The sequence below is a fragment of the Azospirillum brasilense genome (assembly GCF_003349955.1).
In the GTDB taxonomy this organism is placed as follows: domain Bacteria; phylum Pseudomonadota; class Alphaproteobacteria; order Azospirillales; family Azospirillaceae; genus Azospirillum; species Azospirillum brasilense_B.
Genome location: NZ_QLKQ01000069.1, coordinates 28,578 through 42,777, shown reverse-complemented (window position 1 = coordinate 42,777; position 14,200 = coordinate 28,578). Strand labels below are relative to the sequence as shown.

Annotated in this window: 7 protein-coding genes; 3 read left to right on the top strand and 4 right to left on the bottom strand. The window is 71.0% G+C overall.

All coding sequences use genetic code 11. The features are described from left to right. The coding region (locus DXK32_RS24805) for a flagellar biosynthesis repressor FlbT (RefSeq protein WP_247877327.1) at positions 1–612 on the top strand (612 nt) is incomplete at its 5' end. Next, positions 609–6,617, top strand: coding sequence for a tetratricopeptide repeat protein (locus tag DXK32_RS24795; protein ID WP_247877326.1), 6,009 nt, complete (start codon positions 609–611; stop codon positions 6,615–6,617). The genes DXK32_RS24805 and DXK32_RS24795, both read left to right, overlap by 4 nt. 65 nt (positions 6,618–6,682) lie before the next feature. On the opposite strand, the gene DXK32_RS24790 is transcribed toward DXK32_RS24795, so the two are convergent. Further along, positions 6,683–6,865 carry a YdcH family protein gene (locus DXK32_RS24790; RefSeq protein WP_040134215.1) on the bottom strand — a complete coding sequence of 61 codons (183 nt, stop codon included), beginning with the start codon at positions 6,863–6,865 and terminating at the stop codon, positions 6,683–6,685. Between the two features lie 225 nt (positions 6,866–7,090). Further along, positions 7,091–10,669 (bottom strand): tetratricopeptide repeat protein, encoded by a 3,579-nt coding sequence (locus DXK32_RS24785; RefSeq protein ID WP_114860937.1) that lies wholly within the window; start codon positions 10,667–10,669, stop codon positions 7,091–7,093. 154 nt (positions 10,670–10,823) lie between these two features. Here DXK32_RS24785 and DXK32_RS24780 point away from each other — a divergent pair, with 154 nt between their 5' ends. Then, on the top strand, positions 10,824–12,113 hold the full coding sequence (locus tag DXK32_RS24780) for a tetratricopeptide repeat protein (protein ID WP_114860936.1): 1,290 nt from the start codon (positions 10,824–10,826) through the stop codon (positions 12,111–12,113). Positions 12,114–12,130: 17 nt separating this feature from the next. On the opposite strand, the gene DXK32_RS24775 is transcribed toward DXK32_RS24780, so the two are convergent. Beyond that, on the bottom strand, positions 12,131–13,516 hold the full coding sequence (locus DXK32_RS24775) for a hypothetical protein (protein ID WP_114860935.1): 1,386 nt from the start codon (positions 13,514–13,516) through the stop codon (positions 12,131–12,133). 23 nt (positions 13,517–13,539) lie between these two features. Continuing rightward, positions 13,540–14,124, bottom strand: a complete 585-nt coding sequence (locus DXK32_RS24770) for a BON domain-containing protein (RefSeq protein WP_035679005.1) — start codon at positions 14,122–14,124, stop codon at positions 13,540–13,542. Between the last annotated feature and the right edge of the window lie 76 nt (positions 14,125–14,200).

Genomic DNA, 14,200 nt, shown 5'->3' with positions numbered 1-14,200 from the left:
CATCGCCCTCTCGCTGGCCAACCAGTCGCAGCAGTCGATCCTGCGTCTGTTCTAAGCCTGAGACTTCGGGTAGGATCACGCCCGGCGGGCGGCGGCGCAAGCCGCCGCCCGTTCCATTTGGTGCGGCGCTCCCGGATGCGGCTTTCCGCTTCCGCGCGCTGCCGAGACAAGGACCGGGTCCGTTTCATGCCTTTGAAGTTCGTTCTCCGCCCCAATGAAAAGGTCATCATTAACGGTGCGGTCATCGGGGCCGGTGACCGTCCCGGCTCTTTCTTTCTTTACAACACCGCCAACTTCCTTCGCGGGCGCGAGGTGTTGAAGGAAGAGCAGATCGATTGTATCGAGAAGAAGCTCTACTTCGTCATTCAGCTCATCTACATCTTCCCGGAAGACGCGGTTCTCAATCTGCAACGTTTCGCTGCGATCCTCGCCGAGACGCGCGATGCCCGGCCGGATTGCCGTGATGACCTTGAGGAGATCGAACGGCTGGTCGAAGCGCGCAATTATTACCGTGCGCTGAAAATCTGCCGGAAGATGTTCAAGGGTGGCTCCGAGGGCTCGTCCAGCGCCTCCGATGGGGCGGAAAGCCCGGCGACCGATCCGGCGCCGTGATCGACAGGGCCGTTGAGGGTCGGGACGGCCACGGGGTCGACGCGCTTTTGACCGACGCCATCGCCCGGCACCGGGCGGGTGACCTGGACGAAGCGCGCCAACTCTACCGTCACATCCTGTCCGCCGATCCAACCCACGCCGATGCCCGTCACCTGTCGGGCATCGCCGCCTATCAGGCCGGTCAGGCCGAGCGTGCGGCGGCGTGCTTCCGGGTGGTCCTGGCGGCGGACCCGGCCTTCGCCCCGGCCTACAACAGCCTGGGCAATCTCCTCGCCGACCGAAGCGATCCGGAGGCGGCGGTCCGCGCCTACCGCCGCGCCATCGCGCTTCAGGACGGTTATGCCGAGGCGTTGGGCAATCTCGGTCTCCTTCTGCAGGCGCAGGAGCGGATCGGCGACGCCATCCTGTCTTATGAGGAGGCGCTGCGCGCCGATCCCGGACGCACGGCGACCCGCTTCGATCTGGCGGTTCTGTATCGGCGCCATGGCCGTCTCGACGAGGCGGCCATGGCCTTTTACCGAGTCGTCCAGACCCAGCCGGACCATGCGCAGGCATGGCGCAACCTGGCGCTCGTGCTGCGCGCCCTGGGTCATCCCGATGCGGAGCTGTGCCTGCGCCGCGCCTTGTCCGATGACCCGGCGGACCGCGAGGTGGCACGCGATTTGGGGACGCTCCTGAACGAGCGTGGCGCCTTCGCCGAGGCCGCGGAGATTTTGGCTCCGGCGGTGGATGCCGACACCGGCAGGGACGCGCTCCTGCTCTTCCATTTGGGCAGTGCGCTTCAGGGGGATGGGCGGCTGGCGGAAGCGGTTTCCCGCTATCGCGACGCGCTGTTCCAGGACCCGCTGTTGGCGGGGGCGTGGAACAATCTGGGTGTGGCGCTGCTCGATCTGGGTGAGTATGCCGCCGCCGTGGCGGCGCTGCGGACCTGCATCGCGTTGCGGGCCGCCGATGCGGTGGCCTTCAACAACCTGGGCACCGGTCTTGACGGCATGGACCGGCCGGAGGAGGCGGCGCGCGTTTTCCAGCGTGCCCTGACGATCCGGCCAGACTACGGCAAGGCGTTGAACAACCTTGGAAATTCTCACCGGGCCGCCCGCCGGACCGATGCCGCCGCGGCGCTTTACCGGCGAGCGCTGATCGTCCAACCGGACTATTCCGACAGCTACACCAACCTCGGCAACGTCCTGAAGGATTGGGACGACTGGCAGGCTGCGCTGCGCCTGCACCGGCATGCGGTGCGTCTGGCGCCGCAGAGCGCCATCGCGCTGACCACCCTCGGCCTTGCCCTGAATGTGCTGCGTCGGAACGGGGAGGCGGAGGCCATGCATCGGCGTGCGCTGTCCATCGACGCGGGGCAGGCGGAGGCCTATGCCAACCTCGGTATGTTGCAATGGCAATCGATGCGGGTGGCGGAGGCGGAGCGAACCCTGCGCCGCGCCCTGCGCATCGATCCGGCCCTGGCCGCGGCGCGGCTGAACTTCGCCCTGGTCAGTCTCGCGACCGGCAACCTGCGGGAAGGCTGGGACGCCTATCAGGACCGTTTCAAGGCCAAGGAGTATCCGGAGCGGACGATCACGGCGCCGCTCTGGCGGGATGACGGAGCGGTCGTTCCACGCCTTCTGGTCTGGCGGGAGCAGGGGGTGGGGGACGAGCTGATGTTCGCCTCCTGCTATCCCGCCCTGGAGGATCGGGTGGCGGCGGGCCGGATCGGTCAGGTCATCCTGGAGTGCGACCGCCGGCTGGTCAGCCTGTTCAGCCGCTCCTTTCCCTGGGCGACGGTCCGGGCGGAAACCACGGCGGCCGATGGAATGGAAACGCTGGTCCCGGCGGATTGCGACGCCCAGATCGCCGCGGGGGCCCTTCCGCGCCGTCTGCGTCCGGATTTGGCGAGCTTTCCAGCCCGTCCCTGGCTGATGCCCGACCCGGTACGCCTCGCCACATGGCGGGAGCGGCTGGCCGCCCTCGGGCCTGGCCTGAAGATCGGCATCGCCTGGCGCAGCCAGTTGATGACGACCGAACGACGGGCCGCCTACATCACTCTGGATGCCTTCGCGCCGCTGTTCGCCGTCTCCGGGGTTGTGCTGATCAATCTTCAGTACGGCGATTGCGCGGCAGAGATCGCCGCGACGGAAGCGCGGTTCGGCGTGCCCATCCACCGCTGGGCCGACCTGAACCTCAAGGACGATTTCGAAAACGCGGCCGCTTTGACCGCTTCGCTCGATCTGGTCATCGCGCCCGCCGTCTCCACCGGTGAATTGGCCGGGGCCGTCGGCGTGCCGGCGTGGCGCATCGGTGCCCGCGACTGGACGCAGCTCGGCACCGCAGTCCGTCCCTGGTACCCGACGATGCGCCTGTTCCAGCCCCGCCCCGGCGAGACGCTCGACGGCGTCATGGCGCGCGTTGCCCAAACCCTTCGCGATCTGGCGCGGCCGGCCGAGGCCGTGCCGAGCCATCCGTCGGCGGCACCCACGGCACCCATAGATGTCGCGCCTCTGATCGCCGAGGCCATCGCCCGCTACCGCGCCGGCGCTCTGTCGGAGGCGGAGGAGCATTGCCGGACGGTGCTGGCGGCTGTTTCCGAGCATCCGGTGGCCCTCCATCTCCTGGGGATCCTGCGGCTTCGCCAAGGCGACGCCGGAGACGCCGCGGCGACTCTGGCCCTGGCGGTCAAGGCCGATCCCGGCAACGCCGCCGCGCATGCCGCCCTGGCCGACGCCTGCCAGGCGACGGGCCGGCACGGCGCGGCGCTGGCGGCGCAACGCAACGCCGTCCTGCTCTGTCCGGACGGGGCGGAGCATTGGCTCAACCGAACCGCCCTCCTGCGGCGGTGGGGCGAGGGCGGAGAGGCGGAAGCCTGCGCGCGGCGGGCCCTGCACGCGCGCCCGTCGCTGGGCATGGCGCACGTCCATCTGGGGCATCTGCTTGCCGAGCGCGGGGATCCCGCGGGAGCGGAGCGGAGCCACCGGCGGGCGGTCGCGCTGGCGCCGTCGGAGCTGGACGCGCTGGTGAATCTCGGCGCATTCCACACGACCGCCGACCGGCCCGCGGAGGCGGAGCGGCTGCTGCGCCGCGCCACGGCGGTTGCGCCGGATTCCGCCGCGGCCTGGACCCATCGGGGCAGCGCGCTCGACCGGCTCGGGCGCATCGACGAGGCGTTCTCCTGCCACAGCCGGGCCGTCGACCGCGCGCCAGAGATGGCGGAGGCCCAGGCGAATTTCGCCATGCATTGGGCGCGGCGGCAGCGCCCGGCCGAGGCCGTCGCCGCCTATCGCCAAGCCATCCGGATCAACCCGGCGCTGGCCACCGCCCACTACAACCTGTCGCTTCTTCTGCTGGAGCGGGGAGAGCTTCGCTCCGGGTGGGCGGAGCATGAATGGCGGTTCGACACCCCTCAGTTCCACGACCAGAAGCGCCGCTTCGCCGTAAAACCCTGGCGGGGTGAGAACATCGCCGCCGCCCGTCTGCTGGTCTGGCGGGAGCAGGGCGTCGGGGACGAAATCCTCTTCGCCTCCTGTTATCCCGACCTGATGCGCCGCGCCGGTCATGTGGTGATCGAATGCGACCGCCGTCTCGTGTCGCTCTTCGCGCGCTCGTTCCCCGGCGCGACGGTCCGCCCGCCGACCGTGGAGCCGCGCGACGTCGAGGTCCAGGTCGCTGCCGCGTCCCTGCCGCGGTTGCTGCGGTCCGACGTGAAACGGTTTCCGGCCCGGCCCTGGCTGGTCCCGGAACCGGGGCGGCTGGAGCGCTGGCGGGACCGGCTGGCCGCCTTGGGGCCGGGGCTGAGGGTCGGCATCGCGTGGCGCAGCCAGATCATGGATGGGGAACGCCGGGCCGCCTACGTCACGCTGGACGCCTTCGCGCCGCTGTTCGCGCTCTCGGGAGTGGTCTTCGTCAATCTGCAATACGGCGACTGCGCTGCGGAGATCGCCGCGGCGCAGGCGCGGTTCGGCGTGACCATCCACCATTGGAACGAGCTGGACCTGAGGGATGATGTCGAGGGGGCGGCGGCGCTGACCGCCAACCTGGATCTCGTCCTCACGCCCGCCGTGTCGACCGGCGAACTGGCCGGCGCCCTGGGCGTGCCGGTCTGGCGCTTCGGGCACCGCGACTGGACGCAGCTCGGCACCGGCGTCCGCCCCTGGTTCCCGTCGATGCGCCTGTTCCAGCCGCGGCCCGGTGAAGGGCTGGATGCGGTCATGGGGCGGATGGCCCTCGCCCTGTGCCGGCTCATGCCCGGAAGCGACGAACCACCGTCCGGCGGTCTTCCGGTCGATCCGGACACGCTGTTGGAGACCGCCGCCGCCCATCACCGGGACGGTCGGCTGGCCGAGGCGGCGCCGCTGTACGAGCGCGTGCTGACGGCGCGGGCGGACCACCCGGTCGCGCTCCACCTGTCGGGATTGCTGGCGCACCAGTCCGGTGATTCCGTCGGCGGGGCGGCGCGCATTGCCCGTGCCTTGGAGGTCCTGCCCGCGTACGGCGCCGCCCATTCGAGCCTGGGAAGCGTGCTGCTGGCCCTCGGCCGTGCGCCGGAGGCGGTGCGCCGGTTCCGGCTGGCGCTCGCCCTGCAACCCGCCGCCGCGGCGGCTTTGACCAACCTCGGCAACGCGCTGGAGGCGGCGTACGATCTGCCCTCCGCCGCCGAGTCCCACCGCCGGGCGACCCTGGCCGAGCCGGGACTGGCGGAGGCGCACGACAACTGGGGCGCTGTGCTGACCCGTCTCGGTGCGCTGGAGGCGGCCGGGCAGCGCCATCGCCACGCCCTGCGCCTGGCCCCGGACCGCGAGGACGGCTGGCTTAATCTGGGGGTGGCGCTGCGCCGGGCGGGACAACTGGACGAGGCCCGGTGGGCGCTGGTCCGCGCGTTGTCCCTGGCCCCGGCGCAGGCGGATGGGCTGGCCAATCTGGGGCGGTTGCTGCGCGACCGCGGCGAAGCTGCGGCGGCGGAGCGTTGGTGCCGCCGAACCCTGGCGGTGGAACCGGAGCACCCCGCGGCGGCGTTCAACCTCGGCTTGCTGGATCTGGCCCGTGGCCGTTTGGAAGCGGGTTGGGCCGGCTATGACGCCCGTTTCCGTGCCCGTGAATTGTCCGGCGGCGCCCGGGCCGTCCCCGTCCCTGCCTGGGTGGGGGAGGATCCCGCCGGCTTGCGCCTGCTGGTCTGGGCCGAGCAGGGGATCGGCGACGAGATCCTGTTCGCCGGTTGCCTGGACGAGCTGATCGCGCGGGCCGCGTCCGTGGTTGTGGAGTGCGACCATCGGCTGGTGCCTCTGTTCGCGCGGTCCTTTCCCCGCGCGCAATGGCGCCCGGCTCCGGCGGACCCGGAGGCGCCCTGCGCCGGCATCGACCGCCACGTCGCCATGGGATCACTGCCACGCTGGTTTCGGCCCCGGCTGGACCGCTTTCCATCGCGCCCCGCCTTCCTGACCGCCGACCCGCAACGGACCGCGTTCTGGCGGGAGCGGATGGCCGCCTTGGGCCCCGGTCTGAGGGTGGGAATCGCCTGGCGCAGCGGGCTGATGACGGCGGAGCGCCGCGGGGTCTACGCGCCGCTCGACGCCTGGGGACCGGTCTTCGCGCTGCCGGGGGTGGTGTTCGTCACCCTCCAGTACGGCGACTGCGCAACCGAGATCGCCGAGGCGGAGCGCCACTTCGGCGTGACCATCCACCGTTGGGACGATCTGGACCTGAAGAACGATCTGGACGGCGTGGCGGCTCTCATGACGACCCTCGACCTCGTCATCACCCCGGCGAGTTCGGTGGGGGAACTGGCGGGGGCGCTGGGCGTGCCGGTCTGGCGGTTCGGGCCACGGGGGGATTGGACGGCGCTTGGTACGGGGGTGCGGCCATGGTTCCCGACCATGACGCTGACTTCCGCGCCACCGGGAGAATCGGCCTCCGGCGCCTTGCCGACGATCGCGCGCCGGTTGGCCAAGCTCCATCCCGCTGGCACACCAGTGTCTGCGCCGGTCACCACTGGGCCGGTCACCACGCCGGGCGGATAAAGGAAAGCCGGGAGCGAACCGTCCGTCGCCCCCGACTTTACGAATCGGATCGATCCGGAAGGGTGTTAATTCACCCTGTGACTGGTTCTGGCCAAACGGTCAATTTCTTCCTTGAGGTGGAGCTTCTCAAGCTTCATCCGCTTGATGGCACTATCGTCAGGCCACGAACGCTTCTCCTCGTCGAGGATGGCGCGGTCGAGACGCAGGTGCTTTTCCTGCAGGGAAGATAGGCGAGCATCAGTGTGCATGGGCTGCTCTCCGTCAGATCGAACCGGCTCCTGCCAAGTCCGGCAGGCCGGAAACCATAGTGTTCACTCATCCGTGCCGCCAAACAACCCCAAACTTTTGTCCTAGTACTCCAAAGACGGGGAGTGACCGCCCCTTACGATGGAGGGTAGGACAATTCGCCGCATATGCCTGCCTTTTTCCGTTCGTTGCGGGACTATACCAAAAGGTTGAACGTCCTTGCGTCGTCATACCTCGTTGGGGAAAGGGGGCTCAGCCATCCGGGTCAGCATTCGGGCGATCCGATGGACCATGTCGGCGGAGGTCTCGCCGGGGTATGGGGCGATCAGCCTTTGGGTGGGGAACCAAGGCCGCGCGCCGCTGCCCAACCATGTCCAGTCCCAGCTGCCCAGCCGCCAGACCGGCACCCCCAGGGCACCCGCCAGTTCGCCGGCGGCTGTGGCGGGCAGGATGACGAGGTCCAGCGCCGCCATCAGCGCCGCCACCCCCTCCAGGTCGTTCTTCAGGTCCAGATCGTCCCAGCGATGGACGCGCGGCACGCCGTCCGGCTCGACCGAGGCCAGTTCGGCGGCGCAGTCTCCATATTGAAGGTTGATGACGCGGACGTCCGGCATCTCCAGCAGCGGCAGCCAGTCGGTGATGCGGGTGTAGGCGCCTTCGCGATGGGCCGTGACGATCTGGCTGCGCCAACTGATGCCCACCTTCAGACCGGGGCCAAGCGCGTCCACCCGTTCACGCCAGAAGGCGGCCCGCGCCGGGTCGGGTGTCAGGAAGGACGGGCGCACCGGGAAGCGCTCCAGCCGGTCGCGCCACAGGGCGGGCAGGGAGCCGGCGGCGATCTGCAGGTCGCAATCCGGCGGGTCGAAGCGCTCCCGTCCGTCGGCGGTGACGGATTCCGCCCGGACGACGGCCCAGGGAAAGGCGCGGGCGTAGAGGGGCGCCAGCCGCGGGTCGCACTCCAGAACCACGGTCCCGCCGCTGTCCTCGAGGTCGCCGAAGACGGAGGCGAACAGGATTTCGTCGCCCAGCCCTTGCTCCGGCCAGACCAGCAGGCGACGCCCGCGCAAGGGGTCGCCGGTCCAAACGGGCAGCGGGATGCGGCGCGCCCGCTGAAGCTGGCGGGCGGAGAACCGGCGGCCGTAACCGGCCCAGCCGGTGGCGAGGTCGCCGTCGGCCAAAGCCAGCAGCCCGACGTTCCAGGCGGCGAGCGCCAACCCGGGGGCCACCCGCAGGGCGCGGTCGAGAAAACGCCGGCTGAGGGCCGTCCGGTCGGCCATCTTGGCAAGGGTGCCCAGGTTGTTCAGGGTGTCGGCGGAGTCCGGCCGCAAGGTCAGCGCGCGCCGGTAATGGCGCGCGGCGGCTTCGAGCTGTCCTTCGACCTCGCAGACGTAGCCCAGGTTGGTGTGGGCGGCCGGGTTGGCCGGAGCGAGACGGATGGACCGGCGGTGCCAGCGCTTGGCCGCAGCCCGCTGGTCCGGCCGGTTCATGCTCAGCCCCATATGGGTCATCGCCTCGGGAAAGTCCGGACGCAGGGCGATGGCTTGGCGGAAGCAGGCGAGGGCTTGGTCCGGACGGTCCAGGGCCTGCCGGACGAGGCCGAGATGGTTCCAGGCCGTGGGGAAGTCCGGATCGGTCCGCAACGCCGCCGCGATGTGGTGCTCCGCTTCCGCGTTCCGGCCCGTCTGATGCTGGATCAGGCCGAGAAGGTGAAGGGCGTCGCCGTGCGTCGGCGACAGATCGAGGACCGTGCGGTAGGTGGCCATGGCGTCGTCCAGCCGCCCCGCCCGGTGCAGGGCGATGGCGTCGTTCAGCAACGCGTCCGGATCGGCAGGCAGTGGCGGTGGTTGGGGCGGGGCGGCTGCGCGTTCGGGGGCCGCAGCGGGCCGCATCGCGGCAAGGCGGCGCGCCATGCCCGCCAGCACGTCGTCGAAGGTTTCGCCGGGGCGCGGCTGGAAGAGGCGCATGGATGGGAACCAGGGGCGGACGCCGGTGCCGAGCTGGGTCCAGTCGCGGTGCCCGAAGCGCCAGACCGGCACGCCGACGGCGCCGGCCAGTTCGCCGGCCGCCGTCGCCGGGGCGATGACGAGATCCAGATTGGCGGTGAGCGCCGCCGCCCCCTCGACATCATCCTTCAGGTCGAGATCGTCCCAGCGGTGGATGGTCACGCCGAACCGCTCCTCCGCCGCGGCGATCTCCGCAGCGCAGTCGCCATACTGAAGATTGACGAGAACCACCCCGGGGAGGGCGAGCAGCGGCCCCCACTGATCGAGCGTGGTGTAGGCGCCCTTGTGCTCGGCACTCGCCAGATGGCTGCGCCATGCGACACCGATCTTCAGCCCCGGCCCCAGCCTGTCCAGCCGCTCCCGCCATTGGGCGGTGCGGGCCGGATCGGGCTTCAGCCAGGGGGCGAACTGGTCGAAGGAGTCCAGCGCTCCCCGCAGCAGGCCGGGCAGGCTTCCCGCCGGCACCTGGAGATCGGCATCCGGGGGAACCACCGTTTCCCGCCCTTCGGCGTCCCGAGTCTCGGCCCGCACCGTCGCGCGCGGGAAGGAGCGGGCGAACAGGCTGACCAGCCGCGGATCGGTCTCGATGGTCACCGGTCCGCCGCCCCAGGCGATCACGTCGCCATAGCAGGACGCGAACAGGATCTCGTCCCCGATCCCCTGTTCCCGCCAGACCAGCAGGCGCCGCCGGCGCAGCCCTTCGCCCCGCCAGCGCGGCGCGGCGATCCGCCGGTCCGGCTGGACCCGGCCGGCGGCGAAACGCCGCTCATAGCCTTCCCAGCCGCGTTCCAGCCGTCCATGCAGAAGGGCGATGACCGCGAGGTTGTCGCTGGCGCTGGCAAGGTCCGGGTCGTGGGCCAGCGCCTCCTCGTAGCAGGCCTCCGCCTTCGTGAACTGCCCCTGCGCCCGCAGCGCGTCGCCGAGGTTGTGGATGGCCTCGACGGCGTGAGGGTTCCGGCCCAGCACGCTGCGGAAGCACTGCTCGGCCTGGGCGGGGCGCCCCAGCTTCAGGAGAACGCCGCCCAGACCGTTCAGCGTCATCGGATTGTCCGGCGCGCGCTTCAGCGCTTCGCGGTAGGCGATCTCCGCGCTCTCATAGGCGCCCTTGCGCTGCAGGATGCCACCGAGATTGTGGTGGGCCTTCGGATCGTCGGGCCGCAGCCGCAGCGCAGCGCGGGCCTCGGCCAGCGCCTCGTCCAGCCGCCCGGCGGCGCTCAGCGCGTCGCTGAGATTGGCGTGGGCCTCGACCATCGTGGGGACCAGCACCGTGGCGCGGGCGAAGGCCCGCAAGGCGTCATCGAGGCGGTTCTGGGCGCGCAGCGCGTGGCCGAGATTGTACCAAGCCTTGGCGTAGCCCGGTTCAAGCTCCACCGCCGTGGTGAAGGCGAGCGCAGCGAGTCCCGGCAGCGCCTGGGCCTGGAAGGCGTTGCCGAGATTGTGGCGCGGCCGGGCCGATAGCGGGCTCAGCGCGGCGGCCACGCGGTGCGCCCCCGCCGCATCGGCGTGACGGCCCAGAGCGGCGAGCGCGCTTCCCAGATTGTCGTGGTAATCGGCGACGCCGCCCGCCTGCCGGATGGCTTCCTCGATCAACTCCACGGCGGGGCCGGGATGCCCGGCCTGGAGCGCCAGCACGCCCAGCAGGTGCAGGGCGTCGGGGTGGTGCGGGTCGGCCCCCAGGACGGCGCGGTAGTCCCGTTCGGCGTCGGTCAGGCGGCCCGCGCGATGATGGGCGACGGCATGGCCGAGCCGGGTGGCGACCTCATCGGGCGGCGTCGGCGACGCCGGGTCGGTGGGCTGGTTCATGGGGTTCGCCTTTTCCGTCTGCCCGATGCGGCCCCGGAGCGCGGGGCCTTCCGCCGGTCTGTTGCCGCCGGTCCTTTGCTGGAAGGGAGTGCCATGTTCGCCGGTTCCCGGTAAAGATGCTGTTAGCCCATGCCCCCAATTCAGGAGCCGTTCCGTGTCCGAGCCGAGCGATCCGCCCCGTCCCCCGCCGCCGCGTCCGGGCCTGCTCGCCCGTGGCGCGGGGAGGCTCGGCGGGCTGGCCGCTCAGGCCATGCGCCTCTATGCGGAGGCCAACGCCCTGGCCTCGGACGGGCTGGCCGCGGAGGCGGAAGCCGCCTACCGCCGCACGCTGGCGCTGAACCCCCGCTTCGCGGAGGCGCACAACAACCTGGGCAACGTGCTGCGCGCCCTGGGCCGCGCGGAGGAGGCGGTGGCGGCCTACCGCGAGGCGCTGGCCTGCGGTCTCGACCATCCCCTGGTCCACTACAATCTGGCCTCGGCTCTGAAGGCGGCGGGCGACGCGGCGCCGGCGGAGCGGCATTTCCGCCGGGCGCTGGCCGAGGAGCCGGCCTATGCGGAAGCCTTCAACAACCTCGCCAACCTGCTGCGCGACGGCGACCGGCTGACCGAGTCCGCCATCGCCTACCGCCGTGCCCTGGCGGTTCGGCCCGATTGGGACGAGGCGCACGACAACCTGTCCGGCGCCCTCTACCTGCTTCACGAGGAGGGACGGCACGAGGAGGCGGCGTGGTTCGCCCGGCTGTGGCTGCGCGACCATCCCGGCCATCCGGTGGCCCGTCACATCGGCGCCGCCATCGCCGGCCTGGAGGCCGGGGAGCGGGCGTCCGACGCCTACGTCCGGCAGGTGTTCGACCTGTTCGCCGGGGAGTTCGACGACAAGCTTCTCGGCGAGCTGGGCTACCGCGCGCCGACGCTGCTCGCGGAGGCGCTGGCCGAGGCGGGGGGCGCCGCGGACGGGACGCTGGACGTGCTGGACGCCGGTTGCGGCACCGGCCTGTGCGCTCCCTTCCTGCGCGGCGCGGCGCGGCGTCTCGTCGGGGTGGACCTGTCGCCGGGCATGCTGGAGCGCGCTGCCGCGCGCGGCCTGTACGACGCGCTGGAGGAGGCGGAACTCGGCGCCTTCCTGGTGGAGCGCCCGGCGGCCTTCGATCTGATCGTGGCCGCCGACGTGCTGTGCTACTTCGGCGCGCTGGACGGAGTGCTGGCACAGGCCGCCACGGCGCTGCGTCCCGGTGGGCGTCTGGCCTTCACGGTGGAGCGGCTGGAGGAGGGCGGGGCGCCCTGGCGGGTCAGCCCGCACGGCCGCTACGCCCATACCGAGAGCCATGTGCGGGACGGACTGGGCGCCGCGGGGCTGACCGTCCTAAGCCTCGCCCCGGAAACCCTGCGCCACGAGAGCGGTGCGCCGGTGGCCGGGCTGGTGGTGCTGGCAACGCGGCCCTGACGGGTCGCAAGCCGGTCTCAGTCGAGCATCGGCAGGCCGGTCTCGATCCGCACCAGGGCGGCGAGCAGCGGCGCGCCGATGTCGCGGCGGACGAAGTTGCTCGCCCGGTCCGCGGCGTTCAGCGACCCCTGGAAGCTCTTGCGCCAGCGGTCGTCGCCGTACATCACCTTCTCCGCCTTGGCCTTCTGGGCGAGCAGGCCGGGGCGGCGTCCGGCGGAGTCGTCCACCAGACGGGTCAGCCGCTTCATCAGCTCGTTGGCGCTGGTCGGGTCGCCGCGCTTCAGCGCCGCCTCGATCAGCTCGGCCAGGGCCTCGCCGCGGATGTCGAGGTCCTGCACCTGCTCGGCGTAGGACAGCGCGACCGACGCGTCGGAACGGCGGGCGATGCGGCCCAGCACCGCCGGGATCGTCCAGGGATTCTCATCCTGCACGGTGCGCAGCAGGCCCAGCGCCAGATTGGTGTCGCCCAGTTCCGCCGCGGCCACCGCCAGCTCCGGCGGGCAACAGTCGGTCTTGGTCTCGCGGAACTTGGAGAATTGCGTCTCCACCGTGTTCAGGAAGAGGGTGCGGGCCGCCCCCTCCTTGCCGGCGCGCAGCAGCGTCTGGGCGACCAGACCCAGCTCCCAGCTGCAGTTGCGGGCGGTGGCGTAGGCCTTGGCCTCCTCGGCGAGCTGCCCGGCCAGCGCGGTGTCGCCGCGCCACGCCGCCGCCTTGGCGATGTCGGCGAGGTTGTAGATGCGGGTCGAGCATTCCGGGATCTGCCGGGTGATGTCGAGCGCGAGCTGGTTCTGCCCCATCAGGGCGAGCGCGCGGGCGACGAACAGATCCTGCCCGGCCCCGTCGGACGCCGCGCCGCGCCGCACCGCGCTGACGAAGGGGGCGATGATCTCCTTGGCCCGCGCGGTGTCGCCGATGGTGTTGTAGGCGACGGCCAGCGACAGCCAGTCCCAGCGGGCGGCGGTGATCGGCGTTTCCACCGGGGGCAGCATCTCCGCCACCCGGTGCAGGAAGCACAGCGAGGTCATCGGCTCGTTGCACACCAGCGAGCGGATGCGCGAGCGGAATTCGAAGAAGTCGAAGTCGCCGACGAACTGGTTGGTGACGAGCTGGACGGCCAGCGCGCTGTCCGGATACTTGACGACGATCTCGTTGAGCAGCCGGTCGGCCTCCTTCAGGAAGCGGCTCTCCTCGGCGATGTCGTAGGTGTTGTCCGCCTGCCGGATCATCTGCATCGCCTGGACGAACAGGCGGTTGGCCGGCCCCTGGTCGGGCTGCGGCGACTGCTGCGCCATCGCCGGATTGCCGGCGCCCCCCGCCGCCACGGTGAACGCCGCCAGCGCCATGAACAGGCTCATGGCGGCGGAGGCGGCAAGACGGCGGGCGGGGGCGGGCAGGATGGCCATGGCGGTGCGGAGACCCTGGTGCGCTAGAGGACGCGGGCGTAGTTGACGACACGCTGGACGTTCGGCAGCGTGCGGGCGTGCTCGATCACACGGTCGAGCTCGCCCTGGTGGGTGGCCAGACCCATGAGATAGACGACGCCGTTGACGGTATCGATGCTGAAATTCTGGCTATGAATTTGTGAATCGAAGGTCAGCTTGGTGCGCAGCTGCGTGGTGATCCAGGTGTCGCGGGCGCTGTCCATGATGCCCGAGTCGGTGTCCACCTGGATCTCGTTGATGACCTCCTTGACACCCTCCACCTGCCAGCACAGGCGCACGGCGTCGAGGCGCATCTGCGCGTCGGTGGCGCGCCCGGTCAGCAACACGCGGCCCTGGTCGACCGTCAGGCCGATGCGGCTGTGCATCTCCAGCGAGTGCTGGAACCACAGATGGTTGATGCGGGCCTTGATCTCGGTGTCCGAGGCGAAGCCGGACAGGCCCCGGTGCTCGCTGGCCGCGACGACGGCGGTGCCACCGGCGGCGCCCAGCACGACAGGCGCGCAGCCAGACGCAAGGCCCGCCACAGCGGCCATCCCGACCAGCGCCCAAAGGCGGCCAAACCCCGACACGCTCTGCCTCCGATCCCCGGCCCGCCGAAAGAACGGGCGGGCGGAAAAAGTCATGCCGCAGGTGCGTTGGCAATGG

Bases quoted from the DNA above. Each gene is read 5' to 3' on its own strand.
- DXK32_RS24790 (WP_040134215.1), bottom strand. From the start codon at position 6,865: ATGCACACTGATGCTCGCCTATCTTCCCTGCAGGAAAAGCACCTGCGT.
- DXK32_RS24785 (WP_114860937.1), bottom strand. From the start codon at position 10,669: ATGAACCAGCCCACCGACCCGGCGTCGCCGACGCCGCCCGATGAGGTC.
- DXK32_RS24775 (WP_114860935.1), bottom strand. From the start codon at position 13,516: ATGGCCATCCTGCCCGCCCCCGCCCGCCGTCTTGCCGCCTCCGCCGCC.